Annotated in this window: 22 protein-coding genes; 10 read left to right on the top strand and 12 right to left on the bottom strand. The window is 44.7% G+C overall.

Annotated features, from left to right (window positions below; all coding sequences use genetic code 11):
- The first annotated feature begins 121 nt into the window (after positions 1 to 121).
- Positions 122 to 499: a PilZ domain-containing protein gene (locus tag AC4E8D_RS23145; protein ID WP_036617371.1), complete on the top strand. Its 378-nt coding sequence runs from the start codon at positions 122 to 124 to the stop codon at positions 497 to 499.
- A 69-nt stretch (positions 500 to 568) separates the two neighbouring features.
- On the opposite strand, the gene AC4E8D_RS23150 is transcribed toward AC4E8D_RS23145, so the two are convergent.
- Both AC4E8D_RS23150 and AC4E8D_RS23155 read right to left on the bottom strand, forming a co-directional pair.
- Positions 569 to 1,912: a uracil/xanthine transporter gene (locus tag AC4E8D_RS23150; protein WP_260632980.1), complete on the bottom strand. Its 1,344-nt coding sequence runs from the start codon at positions 1,910 to 1,912 to the stop codon at positions 569 to 571.
- A gap of 50 nt (positions 1,913 to 1,962) precedes the next feature.
- Positions 1,963 to 2,550: an ankyrin repeat domain-containing protein gene (locus AC4E8D_RS23155; protein WP_221824495.1), complete on the bottom strand. Its 588-nt coding sequence runs from the start codon at positions 2,548 to 2,550 to the stop codon at positions 1,963 to 1,965.
- Positions 2,551 to 2,734: 184 nt separating this feature from the next.
- On the opposite strand from AC4E8D_RS23155, the gene AC4E8D_RS23160 reads away from it, so the two are divergent.
- Positions 2,735 to 3,637, top strand: a complete 903-nt coding sequence (locus AC4E8D_RS23160) for a LysR family transcriptional regulator (protein WP_221824498.1) — start codon at positions 2,735 to 2,737, stop codon at positions 3,635 to 3,637.
- A gap of 71 nt (positions 3,638 to 3,708) precedes the next feature.
- Here the strand turns inward: AC4E8D_RS23160 and AC4E8D_RS23165 are convergent, their stop codons facing one another.
- The 6 genes from AC4E8D_RS23165 to AC4E8D_RS23190 form a co-directional block, all read right to left on the bottom strand.
- Positions 3,709 to 5,613, bottom strand: coding sequence for a beta-glucoside-specific PTS transporter subunit IIABC (locus AC4E8D_RS23165; protein WP_221824500.1), 1,905 nt, complete (start codon positions 5,611 to 5,613; stop codon positions 3,709 to 3,711).
- A 128-nt stretch (positions 5,614 to 5,741) separates the two neighbouring features.
- Entirely contained in the window at positions 5,742 to 6,593 is an 852-nt protein-coding gene (gene licT / locus AC4E8D_RS23170; protein ID WP_145323608.1) for a BglG family transcription antiterminator LicT, read from the bottom strand.
- Between the two features lie 233 nt (positions 6,594 to 6,826).
- Positions 6,827 to 8,251, bottom strand: a complete 1,425-nt coding sequence (locus tag AC4E8D_RS23175; RefSeq protein ID WP_397376296.1) for a glycoside hydrolase family 1 protein — start codon at positions 8,249 to 8,251, stop codon at positions 6,827 to 6,829.
- Positions 8,252 to 8,299: 48 nt separating this feature from the next.
- Positions 8,300 to 9,982, bottom strand: coding sequence for an S-layer homology domain-containing protein (locus tag AC4E8D_RS23180; protein ID WP_490205259.1), 1,683 nt, complete (start codon positions 9,980 to 9,982; stop codon positions 8,300 to 8,302).
- 135 nt (positions 9,983 to 10,117) lie between these two features.
- Entirely contained in the window at positions 10,118 to 11,575 is a 1,458-nt protein-coding gene (locus tag AC4E8D_RS23185; protein WP_169481317.1) for a glycoside hydrolase family 1 protein, read from the bottom strand.
- A gap of 289 nt (positions 11,576 to 11,864) precedes the next feature.
- Entirely contained in the window at positions 11,865 to 12,158 is a 294-nt protein-coding gene (locus AC4E8D_RS23190; RefSeq protein ID WP_336765105.1) for an antitoxin Xre/MbcA/ParS toxin-binding domain-containing protein, read from the bottom strand.
- Positions 12,159 to 12,305: 147 nt separating this feature from the next.
- Between AC4E8D_RS23190 and AC4E8D_RS23195 the strand changes: the two genes are divergently transcribed.
- The 3 genes from AC4E8D_RS23195 to AC4E8D_RS23205 all read left to right on the top strand — a co-directional run bounded on the left by AC4E8D_RS23195 (position 12,306) and on the right by AC4E8D_RS23205 (position 15,050).
- Positions 12,306 to 13,370: a suppressor of fused domain protein gene (locus AC4E8D_RS23195; protein WP_336765104.1), complete on the top strand. Its 1,065-nt coding sequence runs from the start codon at positions 12,306 to 12,308 to the stop codon at positions 13,368 to 13,370.
- Between the two features lie 26 nt (positions 13,371 to 13,396).
- The gene (locus AC4E8D_RS23200) at positions 13,397 to 14,158 is read left to right on the top strand and encodes a LuxR C-terminal-related transcriptional regulator (RefSeq protein ID WP_336765103.1); all 762 of its coding nucleotides are present in this window, start codon (positions 13,397 to 13,399) and stop codon (positions 14,156 to 14,158) included.
- Positions 14,159 to 14,270: 112 nt separating this feature from the next.
- A complete protein-coding gene (locus AC4E8D_RS23205; RefSeq protein WP_336765102.1) occupies positions 14,271 to 15,050 on the top strand; it encodes a hypothetical protein in 780 nt (259 codons plus the stop codon).
- Between the two features lie 107 nt (positions 15,051 to 15,157).
- Here the strand turns inward: AC4E8D_RS23205 and AC4E8D_RS23210 are convergent, their stop codons facing one another.
- Positions 15,158 to 16,909 carry an ABC transporter ATP-binding protein gene (locus AC4E8D_RS23210; RefSeq protein ID WP_490205260.1) on the bottom strand — a complete coding sequence of 584 codons (1,752 nt, stop codon included), beginning with the start codon at positions 16,907 to 16,909 and terminating at the stop codon, positions 15,158 to 15,160.
- A 150-nt stretch (positions 16,910 to 17,059) separates the two neighbouring features.
- Here AC4E8D_RS23210 and AC4E8D_RS23215 point away from each other — a divergent pair, with 150 nt between their 5' ends.
- The 3 genes from AC4E8D_RS23215 to AC4E8D_RS23225 all read left to right on the top strand — a co-directional run bounded on the left by AC4E8D_RS23215 (position 17,060) and on the right by AC4E8D_RS23225 (position 21,943).
- On the top strand, positions 17,060 to 18,502 hold the full coding sequence (locus tag AC4E8D_RS23215) for an ABC transporter permease subunit (protein WP_336765100.1): 1,443 nt from the start codon (positions 17,060 to 17,062) through the stop codon (positions 18,500 to 18,502).
- Positions 18,503 to 18,538: 36 nt separating this feature from the next.
- The gene (locus AC4E8D_RS23220) at positions 18,539 to 20,050 is read left to right on the top strand and encodes an ABC transporter permease (RefSeq protein WP_336765099.1); all 1,512 of its coding nucleotides are present in this window, start codon (positions 18,539 to 18,541) and stop codon (positions 20,048 to 20,050) included.
- A 72-nt stretch (positions 20,051 to 20,122) separates the two neighbouring features.
- Positions 20,123 to 21,943 (top strand): ABC transporter substrate-binding protein, encoded by a 1,821-nt coding sequence (locus tag AC4E8D_RS23225; protein ID WP_336765098.1) that lies wholly within the window; start codon positions 20,123 to 20,125, stop codon positions 21,941 to 21,943.
- A gap of 60 nt (positions 21,944 to 22,003) precedes the next feature.
- Here the strand turns inward: AC4E8D_RS23225 and AC4E8D_RS23230 are convergent, their stop codons facing one another.
- From AC4E8D_RS23230 to AC4E8D_RS23240, 3 genes are all read right to left on the bottom strand, one after another.
- On the bottom strand, positions 22,004 to 22,648 hold the full coding sequence (locus tag AC4E8D_RS23230; protein WP_260632981.1) for a sugar O-acetyltransferase: 645 nt from the start codon (positions 22,646 to 22,648) through the stop codon (positions 22,004 to 22,006).
- 63 nt (positions 22,649 to 22,711) lie between these two features.
- A complete protein-coding gene (locus tag AC4E8D_RS23235) occupies positions 22,712 to 23,770 on the bottom strand; it encodes an ROK family protein (RefSeq protein ID WP_490205261.1) in 1,059 nt (352 codons plus the stop codon).
- Between the two features lie 498 nt (positions 23,771 to 24,268).
- On the bottom strand, positions 24,269 to 24,724 hold the full coding sequence (locus AC4E8D_RS23240; protein ID WP_221824520.1) for a hypothetical protein: 456 nt from the start codon (positions 24,722 to 24,724) through the stop codon (positions 24,269 to 24,271).
- A 207-nt stretch (positions 24,725 to 24,931) separates the two neighbouring features.
- Between AC4E8D_RS23240 and AC4E8D_RS23245 the strand changes: the two genes are divergently transcribed.
- Both AC4E8D_RS23245 and AC4E8D_RS23250 read left to right on the top strand, forming a co-directional pair.
- Positions 24,932 to 25,132 carry a hypothetical protein gene (locus AC4E8D_RS23245; protein ID WP_026080945.1) on the top strand — a complete coding sequence of 67 codons (201 nt, stop codon included), beginning with the start codon at positions 24,932 to 24,934 and terminating at the stop codon, positions 25,130 to 25,132.
- Positions 25,133 to 25,361: 229 nt separating this feature from the next.
- On the top strand, positions 25,362 to 25,862 hold the full coding sequence (locus AC4E8D_RS23250) for an AAA family ATPase (RefSeq protein WP_221824522.1): 501 nt from the start codon (positions 25,362 to 25,364) through the stop codon (positions 25,860 to 25,862).
- The last annotated feature ends 9 nt before the right edge of the window (positions 25,863 to 25,871 follow it).

Consider the following 25,871-nt stretch of genomic DNA (forward strand, 5'->3'; position numbering starts at 1 on the left):
TGATACACGTGTAAAAGGAACCCATGGACCATCTCTGCTTGCGCAACTCTTCATTTCTCGCTCCAAATGGTCGATATAAGCATAACTGACTTTTTTTGAACCTGATGGAGGAAGCCAAGCCATGTCAATTAACAATAGAAAAGAACCCTTTCGCTACACATTGAAGGAACCAATCCACTTTGAGATCTATATTCTCAGCATCAACGGGGTTAACGCACCCGCCAAACCCATCCAGGCCGAACTCTGCGATATCAGTCGATCCGGCTGTCAGCTGTCATTTCCGCTGTCCCTTCCTGTAGAGAATAACGATATTCGGATTGGAATGAATATGCTGCTCTTTGAAGACCCTCTATATATGGAAGGCACTCTCCGCTGGGGTCAAGAAAAAAATACCTCATGGCATTATGGTGTTCAACTCGAAATGCAGGATGGGAACCAGGACCGTCTCTCTAGAGAGATGCGAATGCTTGCAGGACAAGGCAAAATTATTGTGAAATAGTTAGATGCCATATAGCCTGATAACAAAAAAACAGCCCAATCAAATTGGACTGTCGCAAGATGAAACTCTTTATGCCGCTTTACTAACTGTCGCTGGTTGTTCCATTTTGGACCAGTTCACGGTTTTTTCAAGAACCAGTGAGACCAATACCCCAATGACGAGACCATTACTTATGATCGGAATGAGGTACATGGGCAAAGTTTGAAAGGCCTCCGCAGGAATATTCATGACCGCAACTCCCGTAAGGACCGGCAGCGCTACACGATAGATCGTTTTAGAATTAAACGTTGTACCTTCAAGTGTTCTTAGTGCCGTGCCAAACATCTGAAGATAAGCCACGAACAAAACCGCACTGCCGACGCTTGGTGGTATTTGTGCAAAAAATGCTGTCACTGAAGGTGTAAGACCTATCACACATAACATCCCCGCTCCAATTATCAAGGCAGCACGACGCAGAATGCGAGTACTCTCCAAGAATCCGATCGATGATGCAAATAAACCAAAGGGCAGCACACCTACACAGGCTGACAACATCGTGAACAGACCCGTTAGCGTATAGGAATGCCTATACTGACGGCTTGTTGTTTCTGTCCGGTATAGTTTCTCAACTGTGCTTAATGTGGTGATCGAATTCGTCATGTTCACCAACCCCACGAAAAATGCAGTAATGACAATACCCGGTTCCCATCTGGGTGCTCCCCATGGAAACAGTTCGAGTCCAGCCGGGGCCTGATTAGGCTGTCCGCCATGTTGTCCAGGAAACAATAGACTATAAGCGATCCAGCCTGCCACAATCCCAATCAGGATCGCGTAGTTCCCCAGTTTCCCCCTGCCCTTTAATTGAATCCATGCCACCAAAAATGCAATGACAACGGACAATGCGGCAACAGGCAGATCGAAGCGACCAAACTCCGTATATCCAATCATACCTTTGAAAAAATTCATGGTTAATTGAATCGTCATTAGAAACAACATGGCACTCTTCACCATAGGTGTGAACAGCTTTTGCAGCACTTGCGCTGCTCCCAGCCAACCCAGAATCACCATCGTTAGTCCCGCTAATAGAAAACCTGCAGCCAACCCACCGCCAATACGCTCCAGACTCATACCGGCCGATGAAGCAGATACCGTCAAACTTAGCGTCAATCCCCACCATAACCCTGACGGACCATCCATAATCGCATATCGATGACCGAATACAGCTTGAAGAATACACACTGCTCCGGTAAGGATAAATGCGTGCTGCATGGAGGCAGCGATGGCATCCGGAGACAGATGAAAATTATGTCCAATGGATAGCGGAACAACAACTGTATTGGTAAACAGGAAGAAAAACCACTGTATACCTGCCAAAATCAGTGAAGATACGTCCTTCATATTCTTTTGTGAAAAATGCTCTTGATGTCTGTTCATTCGTTTGGAATATCCTTTCACTGTTCTGTATCATAAATGTATAAGTCTCTTCAGACTTGGGTTAATAGTCGTTCCATCACGGCATACCGATGTCGGCTCGCATGTGCAAGTGGTGTAATCCCGTCCCGATCCGCAATCTTTGGATCTGCACCATATTGCAAAAGCAAGGCAACAATCTGTTGGTGACGCGGCCCACCATCTCCCAAAATGACCGCTTCCAGCAAGGCTGTCCACCCCAGGTTGTTGATATGGTTCACATCCACATCACTGCGTGTAAGCAGAAGCTCCACAATGTCCACATGGCCCCGATCCGCTGCCGGGATAAGAGCTGTGCCGCCAAAACGATTCGTTAACTTCGTATCTGCACCTGCTGTAATCGCCAATTCGACCATGTTATACATACCCTCAGCACTCGCGTATAACAGCAGGTTGTCCAATCGTGCATCCTGAAGGTTAATGTCGGCTCCGGCGTCCACTAGCATCCTTGCCGTGTCTATCTTGTTACCGTGCACCGCAGCCATCAGAGGTGTCCGCCCCAATGCATCCCGTTCGTTCAACCGGTTACCCTGTTGTGTGATAAATCGAATGACCTCATCGGTATGGCCCGCTTGAGCAGCATCATGTATTGTTTTAACCACGTTGTTTTATCCTCCAATTCAAGGTCTTTCTCATGCAGTAATATTGATATAGAAACCAAACCCTGTTAGTCAGGTATGCAAATCTAATGTATGGTAACATAAGATCGTAGTATATTAAAAATACATGTTTTGTTGGCTTTCCATACGAATTACATATACATTGCAAGCGAAGGAGAACAACCACTTGGATATCAAACAATGTCGCTATTTCATTGCCATTGCTGAGGAGAAACAGATTACAGCAGCAGCCCGAAGACTTCACATGGCTCAGCCACCCTTAAGCCAGCAGCTTAAGTTAATGGAGGAAGAGCTTGGTGTAATGTTGTTTGAACGCAAAGGACGTATGATGGAGCTAACGCAGGCGGGTCGCAGCTTCTATGATTATGCGGTTACCTTGACCAAATATATGGAGGAAGCTGTAATGGAGATGCAAAGTTTCCGTCATGGCATCCGGGGCAAACTTGCGATCGGCATCAATACCATATCGGATCGCCTGATCCCGCAAGCACTGCAACAGTTTCGCACCACCCACCCACAGGTTACCTATAAAATTCAACAAAATGAATCTGCGCAATTATGCCGATTGCTGGAAGATGGCAAAGTTGAACTTGCCTGTGTACGCATGCCTGTCCAGACTGAACGTTATGAGGTGCTGCATCTGCCACAGGAGCCCCTTTTCTATATTTCTTCGACACCACTTGATAGTCCGACAGAGATGGGACCAGGAGTGGAGATGGGGACTTATTTTGAACAGCTTACAGGTATCCCTCTACTGCTTCCAAGTACAGAGGGACTCGGCATGTTCGAGTTGATTCTGGACAAGTTCCGGGAGCATCAGGTTACCCCCTCCATCATGGGTGAGTGCTCAGACATTAATATGTTGCTCGAGCTGGTCCGACTCGGCTTCGCCAGTTCCATCGTGCCTCATACGGTACTGCAGCTATACCAAGAGCACCCTTTCCACGTATATTGCATTCAGGATCAGCATTCCACGGTTGGCTCGGCGCTGGTCTGGCTACAAAACCGCTATCTGTCCAAGCCTGCACAACATTTTGTGCAATTGGTGCAGGATATGCTTCCCGTGTAAAAGCTATAAGCAAAAAAACAGCAGCTTTACCGGATTACACTCCGGTGAAGCTGCTGTTTCATTTTTTATGGTTAAGCTTTAGCTGTAAACAACAAGTCTTTTTCTTTGATCGTAGTGCGACCAGCAGATTCAATGGACTCATACTGATGCATATTTGTAATAATAACAGGTGTAATCGTCGTGTAACCGGCTTTTTCGATCTCTTCCCGGTCAAACTCCATCAATACATCACCTACGGTAACCTTCGCACCTGCTTGAACTTTAGGAGAGAAGAATTGACCTTTCAGCTTCACGGTATCAATCCCGATATGAATCAACATCTCTGCGCCTGTATCACTTACCAGACCAATGGCATGTCCACTCTTCGATAACGAGAATACTGTACCGTTGATCGGAGATACAACACGTCCCTCAGATGGTTGAATCGCGAATCCTTTACCCATAATCTCTTCAGAGAATGCAGGGTCTGGAACTTCGCTCAGCGGTTTAACTTCACCTGTGATCGGGCTGAATACTTGCTCATCTTGTGCTTTTGCTTCTTCAGTTACAACAGAAGTCGTTACTGCTGATTTTGCAGGCTCAGCTGCTGGTGCTGCTGGCTCAGTTGCATTTTCTTCTTGGAAGCCCAGGATATACGTAATGATTGCTGCAGCTACGATGGCAATCAAACCACCAACCAGAGCATAAATCAAAGTGCTAATTGCTGGACTGACAAATGCCGCAATACTCGGCAGACCTGCAAGTCCTGTAATAACATAAGATTTAACATTGAAGATTCCCATAAATGCACCAGCAATAGCACCCCCGCTGAGAGCTGCGATAAATGGTTTTTTGAACTTCATGTTGATACCATACATCGCTGGTTCCGTGATCCCCATAATAGCCGTAAGACCTGTGGAATAGGCAAGGGATTTGGTTTTGCTATTTCTCGATCTGAGTCCCACCCCAAATGCTGCGCCACCTTGTGCAAGGTTAGCTGCAAACATCAGTGGAATAATAAAGTCGTAACCCAGTGTTGTCATTGAACCTACAACGATTGGCAACAACGCATAGTGCATACCCGTAATGATCAGCAGTGACATCGTACCACCAATCAGGATACTTGCGAAGATGGACATGTTATCGAACAACCATGAAATACCACCAGACAAACCATTACCAAGAACAGTACCGAGTGGTCCTACAGTCATCAACGTCAGAGGAACCATAATTAAAAGGGTAACTGTTGGAACAATGAGTAACTTAAGTGAAGCATGTATAACACGATCAACGGCTTTCTCTACATATGAAGCAATCCAAACTGCCAGAACAATCGGAATAACTGTAGAAGAATACGTTGCCGCTATGACTGTAATCCCCATAAAGGATGAGTTGTGACCATCTGCCAGTAATGCTGTAATGGTCGGGTGCATAATGCCCGCAGCAAGCGCCGCAGCAATATACATATTACTACCCAGCTTACGTGCAGCACTTATCGCCAGAATGATTGGCAGGAAGTAGAATGCACCGTCGCCGATTGCTGACAAAATGATGTAGGTTGAGCTGGTATCGGACAACCATCCAAGTGCGACCAGGATCGCCACGATCCCTTTGATCATACCTGCACCCGTAATCGCAGGCAGGATTGGTGTAAACATACCTGAGATGAAATCGAACAGCGCACTTATTGGATTTCTCTTTTTCTTTTCCCCAGTTGAAGCACTTGATGTTGCATTATCTGCGTTTGGAGATTTGGACATGTTGCCAACAAGTGCGTTATACACGATAGGTACATCGTTACCAATGATGACCTGGAACTGTCCACCGTTCTCCATAACACCCATAACGCCTGGTGTATTTTTTAGCGTCGCTTTGTCCGCTTTTTTGTTGTCATTGAGGTTGAATCTGAGTCTTGTCATACAGTGTGTGACTTGATCGATATTCTCTTCGCCACCAACAAGCTTCAGTATATCCTTGGACAATTGTTGTGTATCCATTGTGTTTTGCTCCTTTTATGTGTAATGAAGGTTAAAAAAAAACCTAAACACTGAATAATGACAAAGCAGAAAAGCTTATCATTATTCAACGTTTAGGTTTTGCCTTTTTAGCAGTAACAATCCTAACTTTATTCAATTGTTTGTTCATTTCTGACAACTCGTTCAATATGAATGGTCAGATACAGTATTTCTTCCTTGGACAACACCCGATTATAGATCTTACGCGTATAGTCACTGATCCTTACTGCACATGCATGTGCTTCCGGATACTGCTTGCTCACCAAGTCATGAAGTGGATTATCTTCTTCTTTATCTTCAATCGCCATTCCTTGCAACACACGTTGGGCAAAGAACTTCAGATGAGTTAAAAATCGATAATAACTCAATGAATCTTCATCAAGTTCGATCACAAAGCTACGTCTTACAATGTTAAGTATGTCCTTAACGATGTTCGTAATACTGATCGTTTCCCTCATCTCACCGTTCATCTGGGCATTAACCAGATGCATTGCAATGAATGCGCATTCGTCTTCGGGTAACAGGACACCTAACGTTTCCTCAATAATCTGTAGCGCCTTGAGTCCAATGGCATATTCCTTCCGGTACATGCGCTTGATCTCCCAGAACAATGCGTTACGGATCTGCAATCCTTGACGATGTCGATCAATGGCAAAATGAATATGATCCGTCAGTGAAATGTAGATGCTTTCATGCAGCTTCTCACCTAACACCGTCTCGGCATAACGGATAATCTCATCCGAGCACTCGACATATTCAACCGGGATATCAGACAGAAGTGTTTTGAGTTTCTGTGATACTTCCTTACTTTCAAGCGAGAATATTTTTTCGACGAGACTCTCGTCAATCGATTCACCAGTATGCTTTTTGAAGGCAATTCCACGTCCCATAACGACCAGTTCGTTTCCTCCCGGATCAATTACGGTAACTACGTTGTTGTTCAGCACCTTCTCAATTTTCATTTCTTCACATCACCTTGCACCGTCAAAGTAGTAAAAGGCAAAACCAAAGCAGGTCACGAGATATGCCCTGCTTCTGGTTTTGCCTGATTGAACAGTAACAATCCAGTATTCATTAGCCTTAGGCCCATCTTACCATATAATTATCCATATGACAATGTTTTTGTGAAAGCGGTTAATGTGCATTAATGTGACATAAGAAGGTGCGTGTACAACCATGCTTTAAGAACTAATATTTACTCGTTGTTGTTCTTAAGACTTGCGCCATTCGTACCAATAACTTCTTTGTACCAGTGGAAAGATTTTTTCTTGTAACGATCCAGTGTTCCTGAACCGTCATTGTTGCGGTCTACATAGATGAAACCATAACGTTTCTTCATCTCTGCTGTTGAAGCACTTACCAGGTCAATACAGCCCCATGACGTGTAACCCATCACTTCTACGCCATCCTCAAGAGCTTCGCCCACCTGTACCAGATGGTCATTCAAGTATTGAATACGGTAATCATCGTTCACCGTTTTATTGCCATTTTCGTCCGTGATCAGCTCATCAACTGCTCCCAGACCATTTTCGACAATAAACAATGGTTTTTGATAACGGTCCCAGTATTTGTTCAGCGTTACGCGTAGTCCTTGCGGATCAATCTGCCAGCCCCACTCACTCGCTTTGAGATAAGGGTTTTGCACACCTGCGAACAGGTTTCCTTTTCCTTCAACCCGTTTCTCCGGATCACCTGTCTCACAGATACTTACATAATAACTGAACGAGATAAAGTCTACAGTATGCTTCAGAATTTCAGCATCGCCATCTTCAAACTTGATATTGATATTATTCGCTTTGAAATAACGATTAATGTATTTCGGATAGTAACCACGTGCATGGATATCAGCAAAGATATCATTGCGCTGTTCCGCATGCATCGCTGCAACCACATCATCCGGGTTCGGAGTTAACGGATACGTAGGCATGCTCAGTACCATACAGCCGATTTTCGCTTCAGGCATAATTTCATGACCCAGTTTCACAGCCAAGGCACTGGCTACCAGTTCATGATGGATCGCTTGGTACAGATCCTGTTTGGACAGTTCTGCTTTTGGCGTGTAGATCCCACCACTCATGAATGGTTCCTCCAGGATGGAGTTGATTTCATTAAACGTCAGCCAGTATTTAACTTTGCCTTTGAAACGGTTGAACAGCACTGTTACATAACGCTCGTAGAAATCGATCATTTTACGGTTTACCCAGCCATCATACGTTTTGGACAAATGCAGCGGTGTCTCATAGTGAGAGATCGTTACGAGTGGTTCAATCCCGTATTTGTGGCACTCATCGAACAGGTCATCGTAGAATTGCAGACCTTTCTCATTTGGCTCCATTTCATCACCTTTAGGGAAGATACGGGACCAAGCGATGGATGTACGGAACACTTTGAAGCCCATTTCAGCAAACAGTTTAACATCCTCTTTGTAGCGATTGTAGAAATCGATCCCGATCAGTTTCAGGTTATCCTCTGTAGGACCTTCCGTTCTAGGGGTTGTAATCCCGTGAGGCATGACATCTTGAACAGAAAGACCTTTGCCATCTGTATTATAAGCTCCTTCAAGTTGGTTGGCTGCTACAGCGCCGCCCCATAGGAAATCCTTCGGAAATGGTGTAGTCATATCAATCATTCCTCTCATTATTTATCATTATAAAGTTGGTTATTGAACTTAGTTGGTTGGCAATTGTTCCAATCGTTGTAGAATCAGCTCCAGCTGAGTACCTGTAACCGACTTCGATGACTCAAATTGATCTTTGGACATACCGGACATAATACCGGCTTTGGCACTATTCTGAACGGCTTCATAAGCCCAATGCTTATCATTCAAATCCTTGAACAATACTACAGTTGACTCGCCTGCAGCATTCCAACCGCGACTCGTCAAAATATGGTCTACGATCACTGCCATCTGTGCACGTGTTACTTCCTCTCCCGAGGCAAACATCTGATTGCTGACACCTTTCATCAATCCTGCCTTGGTCACTGTCGCAATGGCCTGACGAGCCCATTCAGGAGCAGAATCTGTGTACGGGTAAGCAGATTCGGATACTTCAGGAAGATTTAACTTGTTGGCAAGCACGAGGGCGATCTGCGCTCTTGTCACAGGCTCAGTTGGTTTTGTTCCATGCTCTATGTTGCCCCCATCCTGTTCCCCTGAAGTCCCTTTGCTTAGTTGGAACAGGTCGGCAAGTACTTCTTTGTTGTCAAAAGCCGGTACCCATGACCAATGCTTCATGCCACCGTACAGTCTTTGGCTATCCATGTATGCATCGTCATACAGCGTCATTTTGACATGCTTGGCTCCAAGCTCAGTCAAAGCCTGATAAGCCAAAGAGCTTGTCCGGCTGTCAGTGGTTGGATCATTTTTGGCATGCATAATCCATACTGGGACATCCACAATATCTTTCAGTTCTTTTTTGAATGCTTCAACAGATCCGGTGTAATCCGCTACCGTATCCTTGGCCGCTACAATAATCGCTCCAGCAAACAGATCGGGATATTGTGTCAAGAAACGGAAGGCACCACCACCGCCACTGGAAACACCAGACAGATAGATCCGATTCGGATCAACTTCACCTTCAGCAACCAGCTTTTGAATCAACTCATACTGCGCCACGAAGTACGCCTGCATCTGGGCCAGTTGCTCCGGGTTATCATAGATTTTGAAGCTGTAATTCTCAGGATACTGTACGGCCAGTACGGAAGTATCATACCCTGATTCCGTCCAGACTACAGCTCCACGATTTGCAGTAAGATGGCTGCGCCCGTCCGTACCAACTTCGCCACCACCATGGAGCCATACCATGAGCGGCTTTGGTTCTTCGGACGTGCTTCGTTTCAGTTGATAGGACAAGTTCGCACCATTACTGCCTGTAAATTGTCCGTTTTCAAACTCATCGACCGTACGAGTTTTGACTACATTTACATTTTTATCGTCAAAAGAAAGTTCAGGATACGCCTTGCTTGTGACTGCAAATGCCGACTTAAATCCACCTGGATATTTAAAAGGCTTTACCGCCATATGGATGGTATGATCCGTAATTGTCAATTTTATTCCGTCATCTTCATACTCATTCTGTATGATCTCTTCCGCTTCATTTAAGGGATAGCCATCATAATTTCCAGTAATTTCGAAGTCTGAAGCTTTCAGATTCTGATATTTCTCCGGATTCGCTACAGTAATGTCAAAGGACTCTACCATCTCTCCAGGATCACCAACATAGGTATTGGCCTGGATTCGAGTAACCTGGGTGCTTTCCGCACCAACGGTGGCTGGCCAGATCACACTCAGACTTAGTGTCAGGGCAAGCATCCATCCCATACTTTTTGTGTTCATACTCCATCTTTTCAAAAGATATCCCTCCATATGTAATGTTTGCAGCACATAAAAAAACGGACAAACGCTAATCAGCAGGCCCTCAGGAACATTAAATTCCATTAAACACTAACTGTTATATCAGGTTTGCCCGCTCAGAAAACGTGAGAACTACAGTTGCTCACCATTACTGGAGATTACGTTTTTGTACCAGTCGAATGAATCCTTTTTGGAACGTTTGAGTGTTCCGTTACCTTCGTCATCCAGATCCACGTAGATAAAACCATAACGTTTGGACATTTCGGAAGTGGACATACTCACAAGGTCAATTGGGCCCCATGCTGTGAATCCAATCAGATCCACACCGTCTTTGATGGCTTCTTTCATTTGTTCAATGTGTTTTTTCAGGTAATCCACTCGATAGGAGTCATGGATCGAACCGTCTTCTTCAACACGGTCATATGCACCCAGACCATTTTCTACGATGAACAATGGTTTCTGATAACGATCCCAGAAGTTGTTCAGGGTTACGCGCAGACCGATCGGATCGATCTCCCAGCCCCAGTCGGATGCTTCCAGATAAGGGTTTTTCACGCCGCCAGTCAGGTTACCCGATGTTTCTTCCTTGTCTGCAGATGCAGATTTGGTTACGGACATGTAGTAGCTGAAGGAGATGAAATCAACGGTATTGTTCAGCAAGATCTCATCATCGCCTGCTTCTTTTTGAATCACGATGTCGTTTTCTTCAAAATAACGAGCCATGTAGTTCGGATATTTACCACGAGCATGCATGTCTGTGAAGAAGAGGTTAATCTGATTCTCGTGTTGAGCCAGACGAACATCTACTGGATTACATGTTGCTGCATAAGTTTCCATACGAGCAAGCATACAACCTACTTGGGAACCAGGCATAATCTCGTGAGCAAGCTTTGTTACCAATGCACTTGCTACAAATTGGTGATGCAGCGCTTGATAAGTGGTTTGCAGTTTGTTGTCCACTTTATCGATCAGAATGCCGCCGCCAGTGTACGGGCTGAACAGCATGACGTTAATTTCATTAAACGTCAGCCAGTATTTCACTTTATTTTTATAACGGTTGAACACCGTTTCTGCATATCGAACATAGTGCTGGATCACTTCACGGCCTGCCCAACCGTTATATTTTTGCGTCAAGCCAAGCGGTGTCTCATAATGAGACAATGTAACGAGCGGCTCGATGCCATATTTCAACAATTCGTCGAATACTTCATCATAAAATTTCAAGCCTGCTTCATTCGGCTCTTGATCATAACCGTTCGGGAAAATACGTGCCCAGTGAATGGACAAACGGAATACTTTAAAGCCCATTTCAGCAAACAATGCAATATCTTCTCTAAAGTGATGGTAGAAATCGATACCAAAACGTTTCGGGAAACGTTCTTCGATTTTGCCGGAGAGGATCTCTTCGATTCGGGAAGAGGAGATTTCCATGGCATGTCCGCCTGTACGCTTCTCTTTGGGAACATGAGCGATCATGTCCGCTGTGGAGAGGCCTTTGCCGTCCTTATCGAATGCACCCTCCAATTGATTGGCAGCTGTAGCGCCGCCCCATAGGAAGTTTTCGGGGAATCCTTTTTTTGCCGTGGTCATGAACAACAACCTCTTTTCGAAATTTATTTTGGTTTTTCCAGGTAAAAAACTGCAATTTAGAGCAGAAAACAAGAAAAACCTAAACTCAAGGTAAAATAGCACCAAAAAAAGGAGCTTTCATTTCACCATCAGTTTAGGTTTTGCCTGTCTTCACAGTTACAATCCATCAAAAGATGTTATTGCATATTCTGTTGTGTTTGCTCTTGTAATGTAAGCGTAACATATCTATTTTGCAAAATCAACTTCACTGGATCATATGATCGTTCACACACTCTCACCATCGAAAAAATTAACGCGGCATACGCATAATCGCCGCCCTTAATGCCTGCGCTCCTTCCTCCGTTTCCAGGTAAACAGCGGGACTTTGGTCCCCTAAAGCCGGGATATCTTTCGCCATCCATTCAAAAGCGTACTCCCCCGTTTCACACAAAAGCACCCGACCTATATCTGCCGGAATCCCTTGTAATCGCGCACGTTCTACCCATGCAGGGTCCAACTTTTGTCCAAGTTCTTCGAACAATTCGGAAAATGAGTCCCAGCTTGCCTGATTAAACTCCTTTAAATAGATACCTTTCATACTCATGTAATTTCACTCCCTGGATTGCAATTAATAACTCCGAAGTCCTATCTGACACAATTCATCCTTAAGCCGCTTGAATCCGTTTCTGTAACAGGTAGACTTAATTTTAAATGTTTTTCGGGGGAAAGAACAGTCAAGGAGGATTCAATAATGACTCAGGAAGAAAACACATCCGGTTGGGATGCGATTGATCAATCCATGCGTGAATTGTATGGGGAACAGGAACCAAAACACTACGGCACTGCCCTTCCGTATATGCTCGGTGGGCCTGATCCACTTGATGGTATCAGCGTCTATGCGGTGAACACACCTATGCCTCACTGGCATTTTGTCACATATGGTTTCTCTGAATTATATGAAAAAGAGATGCAGGATGCATCCAAGAGCGGATATGGATTCGAGCTCACCTTTCGTCTTACACGCAGTGAAGCAGAGACTGATCCGCCAGCCTGGGCGCTGAATCTGCTACAGAATGTAGGACGTTACGTGTTCAACAGCGGAAATATCTTTCAGCCAGGAGATTACATGGACGCCAATGGCCCCATCTGTCTGGAATCCGATACTTTGCTGACTGCTCTCTCGTTTATTGAAGATCCGGATCTACCCGCAATCTCTACGCCTAATGGTTCAGTGCAATTTATTCAGATGGTTGGCATTACAGGTCGGGAACTGGAAATGATTCAAAGCTGGAATGCTCGTGGATTCCTGTCTGCCTCCTCCATGTTCATGCCCAAATATGTGACGGATCTGATGAGAAATTCGTACGCAGATATTCCTTCGGTTATACAAGCGGTTGAGGATGGAATGGAACAGGACGGGTCCAGTACAGCATTTTTATTCATACAACAACTGGCTTGGGAGTCTCCTCGCAAAAGATTGCTGCAAAAATCGGTCCCGGCCAAACTCCAGCTTGGAGCCAAACAAGCCGTATTAGTTGGCACCATCCTTCGTAGCCGAATTTCGAAAGGTGCCTCCCTATCCTTGATCGGACCGGATACTAATATTCTGTTCGAAGCAGGAGAACAACCAGCCGTATTGGAATCGGACAGACAAGTTACCCTGACGGTGAACAAACAAATTGTTGAGGAGCTGGCAGAGAACCTTCTTCCGGTTGAAGGGACAATTGAAGTAACTTCGTTAGATCATCTTCTCGTTCAGATTGTTAGAACAGAGATTAAGGACCAGGAAGGACATGTCATTCAAACGATTGGATGAGAACTGTACAGCAAGGAGGAAATAACATGCCTGCCATTACATTTGCCACACGACACGAAGAGTCCCCGACTTGCTCGCATGCAGCAGGAACGGCTCCGTTCGACTATTTACCAAAATCCAGTCTGGACAGGCTTCGCAAAATCAATCACTTTCTGATTCATGCATTCCAGAACAGTATCTCGGATATCAAAGAAAATTTAACGGGCACCTATCTTTTTCTACTCACAGATACGGACGGTGTGTTACTCTCCATGGATTACAGTTCAGATCTTGAAGCTGTGGTGAAACATTCCCCTATATGTCCGGGTATGATCTTCACCGCAAAGAGCTGTGGAGTCAACGCCATATCAGAAACGATGGATAACAATAAACCTGCACTGTTGCTGCCGGAACAGCATGAAAGTCCTTATTTTCAAAGCTGGCATTGTTATGCCGCACCTCTGTTCATGGGATCACAACATTTTGGTTATCTGGATGTGTCCACCATTAATGCAGATATGCAAGGTGAACTAATCGCCATTGCCAAGCTAATTCCAGCTTACATGCAGAACTGTTACCAGAGTCAACAGACTGCTGAACTGTGCGACAAACCGACGGTGGAGTTCACCGAACGTCAGTTAACCATTCTGGAGATGATAGCCGGTGGCCTCACGGTAAAAGCCATTGCTTTGAAATTAAAGATCAAGGAGTGCACCGTGAATCATCACAAAAAAGTGATTTTTAACAAATTAGGTGTGCAATCCAGCACAGAAGCTGTTTCAATTGCCAGCCGAATGTCTTATGTATAGAAGACCCCTATAGATTCCTATAGGTAGTATATGAGAACGTTTGTGCTACAATTTAGGAAGCAGGCAACATGTAGAGAGAGAAACACACACACACACATTTCAGGAGGGTAATATGACAATTCCAAAAAAAGCTTCTTTATTCGCCATGCTCATTATGATTATGCTGGTTGCCGCCGCTTGCGGTGACAAAGCAGATAACACAGCCGCAACAGAAGAGCCTACCCCGACAGAAACAACGACTGGTACTGACTCTGATACAGCGAATACAGAAGAAACAGAGAAAACAGAACCAGCAAGCGAAGAGTCCAAGGAAACTGATAATTCCCAAGACGTTGAGCTGGGGACGACGGAAAAAGGTTCTTACAACAATGAATATTTCGGCGTATCTCTGAAATTCCCGGAAGCATGGGAGTTCCAGGATGCTGCAGGCATGAATGAGCTGACAAGTGCTTCATCCGAAGCGATTGCTGGTGATGATGAAACGAAGAAAAAACAAATTGAACTGTCTCAGACCAAAACATTGAATCTGCTTATGGCTTCAAAGTACCCATTGGACGGAGGTCAAGTTGGCCCTTCCGCTATGGCCATTGCTGAGAAAGTAAGCTTGTTGCAAGGCATTCGTACAGGTAAAGACTACCTGGAAGCAACCAAAAAATTCATGGTGGATAGCCAGTTCCCTTACGATTATAAGGAAATGACAACGGAAACCATCGGTGGTAAAGAGATGGATCTGATGCAAATCACGATGGATGCAGGTGACGGTTCAACCATTACTCAAGATTACTATAGTACAATCATTGAAGGTTATGCTTTCAACTTCATCTTCACTTACATGGATGATAAGACCAAAGCCGAAATTGATACCATCAAAAAATCGGTTCAATTCAAATAATCGCTTTCGATTACTGCCATTATACGAAACACATATAACACAACCCCGATAACGATCTATGGAGATCATTGTCGGGGTTCTTTTTTTACTAAAAAAGATTTCTTGCACTAACTAGATATGGCTACCCAGTGCCCTTCCGTGACTTCTACCCACTTGGAATGTTCCAGATTATAACGGTCCTCTACTTCAACATTTTCTCTAGTTGTTTCTTTGACAACATGTCTCTTTTTCTTCGCTTCTACCGCTGGGTCAGGCACAGGAATAGCAGACAGTAACGCCTTGGTATAGGCATGTTGCGGGTTGGAATAGAGTTCTTCACTCTCAGCCAGCTCCACAATTTTCCCGTTATACATCACCGCCACTCGATCACTGATATGTTTAACCATGGACAAGTCATGCGCGATGAAGAGATACGTCAATCCGAGTCGCTGCTGCAACTCTTCAAGCAGCTGTACGATCTGAGCCTGTATCGATACATCCAGTGCAGACAACGGCTCATCACATACGATGAATTCAGGTTCCACAGCCAGAGCTCGTGCAATACCGATCCGCTGTCTCTGTCCACCCGAGAATTCATGTGGATAACGCTGCGCATGGGTGGGATCGAGACCTACCATCTCCAGTAACTCCTCCACCCGCTTCTCCCGCTGAGCTGCAGTACCTGCAAGTTGATGAATATCAAGCGCTTCTCCAATGATATCCATAATCCTCATTTTGGGATTCAGAGAAGCATAGGGGTCTTGGAAGATGATCTGCATATGTCTACGCATCGTTTTCATCTCCGAAGCCGACAAGCGATTGAGCGGGACTCCTTTAAACAGTACATCTCCACCCGTTGGCTCATGCAACCGCAGAATCGCACGCCCCGTGGTTGATTTTCCGCTGCCAGATTCCCCTACAACGCCAAGTTTCTCTCCTTGACGAATATGGAAACTGATATCATTCACAGCCTTTAAGGTGTTGCCTTTCCCCAGATTAAAATGTTGTCTGAGCGATTTCACCTCAAGCAACGGCTGATCATCCTCGAGATCTCTCGGGACCAACGATACCGGTTTTGGCTTTTTCTTCTGATCCAGACGTGGTAATGCATTCAGAAGTCTGATCGTATACGGGTGTTTGGGATTAGCAAAGATCTCTGTCGTTGTCCCGGTTTCCACAATCTGTCCTTCCTTCATAACAACAACCCGATCACATATGCCTGCCACTACGCCCAGATCATGTGTGATCAGAATAATCGATGTACCCAGTTGGTCCTGCATATCTTTCATCAAATTCAGAATCTGGGCCTGAATGGTAACGTCCAGTGCGGTTGTCGGCTCATCGGCAATGAGCAATTCAGGACGACAAGCAAGTGCAATACCAATCATGACCCGCTGACGCATGCCTCCGGAGAATTCGTGTGGATATTGGTTGTAGCGTATTTCACTACGAGTTATCCCCACCCGCTCCATCATGGCAATTGCCTGTTTCTTGGCTTCCCTTTTGGACACCTTCTGATGTTTGATCAGACTCTCGGAGATCTGTTTACCCACTTTAATGGTCGGATTAAGAGAACTCATCGGGTCCTGAAAGATCATGCCAATATCACGCCCGCGGATGCTCTCCATCTCTTTCTGCGTTTTATTGGCCAGGTCGACCCCTTTAAATAGAATCTCTCCCTTTTTCATCTGCGAAGGCGGGGAAGCAAGCAGCCTCATAATGGAACGTGCGGTCACACTCTTTCCACTGCCCGATTCGCCTACAATGCCCAGCGTCTCGCCTTTTCGTACTTCAAAACTCACTTCTCGCACTGCCTGAAACTCACTCTCTCCAGAATGAAAAGAGACCGATAGATCGTTAACTTTCAATAAAGGTTCCATATCATCACCAGCTCTCATCCGTTTTTCACATTCACTCATCTCATATGTATACCATTTAAATCCTTGACAATTGTTTAGACCCTAAATAATATACACTATATCAATCGGAATAATGCAATTTAAACCTGAATGAGAGGAGGCACGCTTGGTTTGAATCTTGCAGAAGGCAGCAGACTCTCGCGGTTGGTGCACAATTTAAGTTTTATTTATGGCAAAATGCTACTTCATCCTTCCTACCGATATGTTCTGTTCATTCTTGGATTACCGATCAATCTGGTCGTGTTTCTAATATGGCGTTCGAATCGAAAAAATGACGGCTGGGTAGCTGCCAGACAGACAGCTGAGCAAGAACTGCTCGCTTCTTCTTACCGGAACAAGCTGAAGTTGGAAGTGGAAGATCAGCTGCGGCGCAAACATCGTTTCTTCCAGCAGCAGGTCAGTGAGGAAGAATTCAGACGTCAGACCGAGGAATGGTTGGAAGAAACGGTTCAGAATGAGTTGAAGGAGCGGATTTCTCGCATACTTCAGGAACAGGGAAGTCAACGTCTTACGATGGCCGATACATTCCACACCCTTATCGACAAACCGTGGTTTTTCGCGATATCCATTATTCCCGGCTGTCTGATGTATGGCATCCTCTTTTTGTATGGAAATCCTTATCTAAAGTACATATTTGAAAGAATACTGATGACGGTATTTGTCATTCTGGGCGTAGCCACACTCGTATTTACGATTTTGTATCTGTCTCCGTTCAACCCGGCAGCTAACATTCTCGGAGAGACAGCAACGCAGGAACAGATTGCAGCATTCAATCAGGTGTATGGCTTGGATCAGCCTTATCTTACACAGCTTTGGAACAATATTAAGGGAGTTGCTCTCTTCGATCTTGGCAAATCTTTTGCGGGAAATGAAGATGTCACAGCAACGATTGCAAGGAAGTTTCCAATTACCTTGACCCTCGCGGTCATCTCCCTGCTGTTAGCCCTTGTCATTGCATTACCTATCGGTATCATCTCAGCGATTAAGCCTAATTCATGGTTCGATTATACGTTTATGTTTATCGCTCTGATTGGATTATCGATCCCGAATTTCTGGCAAGGACTCATCTTCATTCTGAACTTTTCGATCAAATTGCAGTGGCTTCCCGCTACCTTCAACCCGCAAAATTGGCTGTCGATCATTATGCCAACCATTGTGTTAGGCACGGGACTCACGGCTGCGGTGGCACGGATGACTCGATCTTCCACACTGGAAGTCATTCATGAGGACTATGTGATGACCGCCCGCGCCAAGGGGTTAAGCGAACGTCAGGTCATGCTGAAACACGCTGTACGTAATGCATTGATTCCAATCGTTACTGTGGTTGGACTTCAATTCGGAGCCATGCTCGGCGGGGCAGCAGTGACGGAGAAAGTGTTTAATATCAGCGGTCTCGGCAGCTATATTGTGGATAAACAATTCATCCCCGATATTCCGAGTATCATGGGCGGAGTAATCTACACAGCAATTACGATCTCCATTATCAATGTAGCGGTTGATCTGCTCTACGCTTTTATTGATCCAAGAGTGCGCTCCAAGATGAAACAATATTAACGTGTGTGTTGAACTACCTCTTAAAGCAGGTGTATTATGACAAATTCATCCTTAACACAAGAAATGCGTTTCCGGCTTAAGTCTTCTCGAGAATACAGTCAGGCAAGCTTTGCCTGGATCACGTCCCTTCTCTTGACTGCATTATTGCTGTTCAATAGTTATGACTGGAGCGGGCAGACGTTCAAACCATATCTGCTAACGATACTTGGGATCTATGTATTCTTCACACTGGTCCAAAGTGTCATCACCCTTCGAATTCGAAAAGACTTGATCCGTACAGGTACGATCTCTACTCTGACACGCAGGATTGCCTGGGTTCAACTGCTTGCCATCATTTCAGGCAATATATTTATCGTAACGGCAGCCTTTCATCTGATTCGAAAAGCCAGGAATGTGGAGTATACCTTTGCGGTGTATATGCTGTTGACCCAGTTGTTCGTCATCGGTGTGTCCGCGTTAAATGTTTTCAAACCCTATGTGGCTGACAACTTTCTGCCAGCCATGGCGGTGCTCCTATTTATTTTCGTCATTGACCTGGTCGTACTGATTATCGTATCCCAATATAACGCGACCTCTATCCTCTCTCGCTGGATGATTGGTGTCAGTGTAGTACTGATTCTGACCTCAATCACAGGTAATGTATTTGCCCTATTGCTCGGCATTTCCATTATTGGACGTATTCGCAGACAGGGGAAACAAAAATCAAACTTCTGGAATGATCTGTGGGAGCGGCTTGCTCCGAATATGACTGCCATGTCCGGTTTGTTTTTTATCATTTTTCTGTTCTCGATATCGATCTGCAGCTTCTTTACCTTTGACTACAGCATGGCTGTGGAAAATAACTACTCGGCGCTGCTCCAACCGCCTTCCCTTGCGTATCCCTTGGGAACGGACGACTTCGGACGATGTTTATTTTCCCGGATTGTATTCGGTGCCCGGATCTCCTTGATCGTAGGTTGCATGTCGACCATCATTCCTGTGTTGATCGGTGGAGTCCTCGGAGCATTCTCCGGTTTCTACGGAAGACATACGGATAACATCATCATGCGGCTGCTCGATATTCTCTATGCGATTCCGGGAATTCTGCTCGCCATTGCCATTATTGCAGCGTTTGGAGCCAATACGGTCAATCTCATTCTGGCGCTGAGTCTGGGTTCCATTCCAACTTACGCTCGTACCATGAGAGCCAGTGTGCTCTATGTATCTACTTTTGAATTTGTGGAAGCTGCACGTGCACTGGGGTACAACAATCGTACGATTATTTTCAAACACATTATTCCCAACTCCCTTGCGCCCATGATTATCAAGTCCACACTTACAATTGGTGGAGCTGTTATCGCTACCAGCAGTTTGAGTTATCTGGGACTCGGCGTGGAGCCGCATATTCCGGAATGGGGTAACATTCTGAAGCTTGGTAGTACATACCTGGAAACCCACTCTTATCTGGCGATTTATCCAGGCTTGGCTATTATTCTGCTGGTTCTTTCGTTTAACTTTCTCGGTGACGGTCTGCGTGATGCGCTTGATCCCAAGCTGGAAAAGGCCTAATTGATTGGTTGAAATGAATGATATAGAAAAAAAGAAAACACACATCACACAATCAAGATATGGAGTAATCCCATGAAAAAACGTACACTGATCTCATTGTTATTAATTCTCGTCATTGTGATTTCTGGCTGCAGTGTAAAAACGAAAACCGAATCCCAGGCGGAGACCGCACCAGCGGACACAACAGAAACTGCACAAAAACCGGCTGACATTGAACTGCTCGCCATGAGTTCTTCCGAAAATGATGTAAACATTGTCCGCGACCAGCTGACCAAAAACGGCTTCAATGTGAAACTGAACCTGCAGCCGGATTACGGCAGCTTCAAATCCCAACAGGATGCAGGGAATTATGACATTGCCTTGTCCAGCTGGACAACGGTAACGGGAAATCCCGATTATGCGGTGCGTTCCCTTTTCAAAACAGGTGGAGATTACAGTATCCTTGCCGATGGGGAACTTGATAAGCTCATCGATCAGGCAGCTACTCAAACTCCAGATGAGTACAAAGACACGTACAAACAATTGGAAGATCGCTTGGTAACGGATCAGGCATATATCGCTCCTTTGTACATTTCCCTGAAAAGTCAGGCTGTGAACAAAGACATTCTGAATGTAGACACCGTTCGTCTCTCCAAATCCCGCGCCATGGCTTGGGAACCGATTGAATTCAAGGACAGCTCCAAAAATGCCAAAGATCCGTTGATTCTGACGCAAAGTGCATCCGTACTGACTTCCCTTGATCCAATCAAAGGAAACGACGGCTCCATCAACCAGTTGAACACCAATATGTACGTACGTCTCGTTAACTTGACGGATGACGATCAGCTGACAGCAGATGGATCACTGTCCCATAACTTTAGTATTGCTGAAGGTAATTCGGACTACTACTTCATTCTCAGAGACGATATCAACTTTGCGAAGATTGATAACAAAAAAGCTGTAGATACAGGAGAACGTGTCGGTGCAGATGATGTGATCTTCTCCCTGGATCGTGCTAAAAATAAAGATTCCGTTCCGGATCACCGGACGTACAGTCTGCATGAACACATCAAAGAAGCTGAGGTTGTAACGGATCTGAGTGCATTACAATCCATCAAACAATCCAGCGGTAACGGCACAATCCTCGAAGCATTGGAACAAGGATTGGGCAGCAAAATTACAGAACTCGTGACTGACAAAACCAAAGCAGATAATAGCGCAGGTAAATATCAGGTCGTTAAACTGACCACAACTGAACCTTTCCCGCAAGTTCTGAACTACCTGGCTCACCAATCTGCGGGTATCGTGTCCAAAAAACAGGTGGAGAGCATCAACACATATGATGTAGCTTCCTTTGACGTCAACAAAGATATTCCTTACGGTGATCAGAACACGGTGACTGAAGGCGCAGCATACAATAACACCCTTTATACTAGCGGACCTTATATTTTGTCTTATAAAAATGACTATGAAGGTGTGTTCTTAAAAAATCCGGCCTACCGTAAAGGCACGGAAGATGAGCCAAAAATTGCTCAGGTTAACGTCCGATTCATCGCGGATGCAGACAGCGCACTCTCTGCTCTTCGCAGCAGTGAAATTCACTTATACTACGGTGTACCTGAAACCAAGTATGACATCATCGAAAATGACAGCAAACTGAAACTGCAGAGTCTTCCAAGTAACGCTGTCTCCTATCTGTTGTTTAATACGGCCAATCGTGAAGTTGCCAAGAGCAGTGACCTGAGAAAAGCCGTGCTGTACTCCATTAATCAGGATGAGATTTTGAGTTTCTACAAGAACAACAAACTTAAAGCATACTCCACAGTAAGCCCGCTCGTTCAGACCGGGAATGAATTGAAAGCTGATCCTACAAAAGTAAAAGAATTCTTAAGCAATTATAACGCTTCCAAGTAAACGTATAACAAAAAAGGTTGTCACCAAGATCATCTATAAGATCTTGATGGCAGCCTTTTGTCATTCTTCCAGCACACGGCAATCTGCCAGAACATCGGGATAGTTTCGCATGCTGTCTTCATCAGTAATTTTGCGAATAACTTTGCACGGTACGCCTGCTGCAAAAGAATGCGGTGGAATATCACGAGTCACCACGCTACCTGCTCCGATCACACAGCCGTCTCCAATCGTTACGCCCCCGCATACTGTAACGTTTGCCGAGATCCATACATCGTTACCAATCGTGACCGGTTTGGCATAACATAGTGACTTCACATCACCGTTCTGGTCCACCATCCGTCTCCGCTCGCTGGCAATCATGGGGTGAATGGGAGTAACAATCGTGACATTGGGTCCAAAACTGGTATAGTCCCCGATCGTCACTTGTGCGTCGTCTTGTATCGTCAGATTGTAATTACCGAAGAAGTGATCGCCTATTCGGGTATGCACACCATAATGAAAAAAGATGGGGCCTTGCATGAATCCACCTTCCCCGATCTGCCCCAGTAACTGTTGCAATATCTGATTTCTTTCCTCAGTCTGTTCTTCAAAGGTCTGACTGTAACGCTGACTGAGATTATGGGCTCGCCTTTTGATGATCTTTAATTCGGGATCACTTGGACTAAACAACACGCCCTTCATGATTCTCTCTTCTTCACGCATCATGAATCCTCCTCTACGCTTGTTCCTGCAATTTGTAGAATTAAATCCACCAACATGACCTATGGGTCATAAGGCGTTTGATAGAATTCCTGACTTCAAGGCTTGAAGAACCATTTCTCGTAACCCAGCATCGAAATCATGTTGAAACGAGTCCTGATGTACAATCTCGGGCAACGACGGCATGGGATGATCCTTCCCGTACTGTTTCCATGCCAAGTCCAGCTCTTCTCTCTCCACCCGTTCCTGATAAATGACAATCTGGTGCGGGGCAACGACGGCATTAATCGTTTGCAGGATGTGACATACGTTCAGTACAAAATCATCTTTGCTCATGTCACGGTGCCAATCAGGTGAATAAGGAAGATATTTGATCTCACCAAACATCCCGTTTTTCCCACGGATCATCTGTCCATTCAACATCATGCCCATACCCGGCGGATATCGGTTCGGAAAATAAATTCCGGCTACATTCTGTTCCTTCATATCAGCATGCTGAGTACAGTATCCGCTAATCGCTGCATTAACATCATTTTCCACGAGAACTTTCAGTTGGAACTCGCTCTCGATCTCCCTGATCAGATGTGAATGGATAAGTTCTTCATGACTGCTCACTGTGATGTCTCCATCCACGGCTTGCCCCGGAATACCGATGCCGATCATATCAATGGACGGATACTCCGCAATGAAACGCGCGATAAGTTGCAGCACATGCTGTTTATCGAAAGCAGGCAAGAGACTCTCTTCCTTCAACACAACCTTATTCTCCAGATTCATGACCGTTGCCGAAATTAACTCCTGACCTTTCATCTCTTTGATGTAAAGAACAAGAGCAAGCTTGAAGTTATAATTATATCGATATGCCTGAGCAGGACGACCACCGTTAGACGGAACCACTTTATCCTGGAACAACTCTCCGCCATCACATAATTCCTGAATCAGCGCATTAATGGTAACTACACTAAGATTGGTTAGTAAAGCTAATTGTGGTTTGGTCGCCGTCTCAATCTGCTGCATGACTTCACGCACATTATTCAAATTGATGTATTTCATCATTGTAGCGTTGGCTTTTTTCATAACCCTCTCGTTTCTACTCTGGTTCAATTGAACCAAAGCAATGGTATGCATGTCATTTCACACCATATCATAACATAATACCTTACTCCAACACATGAGTTCCATCGTGCTGGCAAAGGATCGAAATCGGCAGAGTTGCATTGTTCACTCAAACAAATCATCCATCGACTTCACAGGCTTCACTTCTATCGGTTGCTTGGACAAGGCCATACTTCCATAGGTACCTGCCCAAATGATAACTGCCATAATAACGTAGACCATCCATACTTACCTCCCCGTTTCATGTGGATTATGATTTTGCGATACTTACCACATGTGACTATTTCTCTAGTTAATAAACAAACTTTATAAAGTATGTTACGTAAGTATGCGAGGATAATAGTTCTTTGTCAATATGATTTAGATTTATCCGAGCCCTTTTCAGTCCAAGGAAGATGTGGACAACATGACTACAACAACGCGTATTATCTCGATGCCCATAAAAAAATAACTGCCGAAAGAATCATTTAACGATTCTTTCGGCAGCCGTTTGTTCAATATACAAGCAGTTTATTTTGAATAGATTTGTTGTACCCCGGGCAATAAGGTCACAACTTGAATACCCACTCCCCATGCAAAATAGACCAAGTGAATGATAGAAACATCCTGAATCCAGTACACCTGCGCCATAATCCAGATGATGAGAGCAAACCCTGTATACAATGAAAAAGTCCAAGCCCAATAGCGGTCAGGATAGAGATTCATTCTCTCACCCATCCCCCAATGAACGTAGCGGATGAGCGAAATAGCAATCGTTGTAGGCATCACGCCAAGAACCAGCAATAGGATGATCCCCGGGAACAAAAAACTGGCAAACGGAGAATTCTCTAACAAAGATGCGGGCAAATTCACCATACTTCCGGATGGGTCTATGATTAAAATGATGCCTCCAATGATCGCCCCAATCCCCAGCATTCCAAGCATCAACATGAGTAACCACGATCTGCCTATACGTTGCTTCATCATGAATGGCTCCTTCCTTTCTCTCGTTTCTCAACTTCATATATGGAGGATTATGCTCAAACCCTCTAGTACCATTCTCACACATGCCGCGTATTGTTCCTGTGCTTCTTTTCACTATATAGATCTCGAAAATCATTCGTAATGGAAAAACTTGATAAAAGAACGTACGTTCGGTATAATGAGATTATCCTGAATAAGCGAGAGGCAGATATGGACGACAAATTTATTAAGGAATTACGCGAGATTAGTCGGGATGACAGACGAAGATCGGAATTTATGATTCAAGGCTTGAAGGAAACACTGCAAGAACGCAAAGAAGAAGGCATACTCAAGCGCTGGATACGGCGTAAGAAAACAGAGAAAAAAATCTCTCAAAGATTTAATCAAGATCCTCACTCGGATCAAAAGTAACAACATAAAAAGGAGGCGGAATACGCCTCCCTTGCTATTTACATATTTGAATCATTTAGACTTTGTTAGTTGTGACTTAACCCATAAGTTTGCCAAAATACAATTTTTTGTTTCAATAGGTCAAATCCTAGCTAGACTTGGTTCCTGATAAGTTTCTTACCTGTTGCCAGTTTATTGCCTTTATGTGTTAATCTAGTCCAAGGGACTTTCTTATAAAGGGAGTGAAAATATGACAAATACTTCGGACTCAATATCAATAAAGAAGGTGATAATTCTGGTGACAGGAATGTCGGGTACAGGTAAATCAACGGTTCTAGGCGAACTTGCTCATAGGGGGCATAGAATTATCGATACCGATTATGATGGTTGGAGTGAGAATGTGGATGGTTCTGGGTGGTTATGGAACGAGAATCGAATTGATGAGCTGCTCACTGAACATAGCGAAGGTACTTTATTCATTTCAGGTTGTGTATCAAATCAGAGGAAGTTTTACCCGATGTTTGACGCAGTAGTGTTGTTAAGTGTACCCCTCGAAGTAATCCTTGAACGTATAGCTTCCCGTAAGACAAACGATTATGGAAAAACTGTCGAACAACGTGAAGAAATTATAAAAAACGTCGCTAGTGTTGAACCCCTCTTACGTGCTGGAGCTACTGTTGAGATCGACACCAGGAAGCCACTTGATGATGTTGTAACCGAGCGTGAGCTCATTGCCAACTCCACTAGCTAATCACTTCTT

This window comes from Paenibacillus sp. SRL342 (assembly GCF_984798905.1).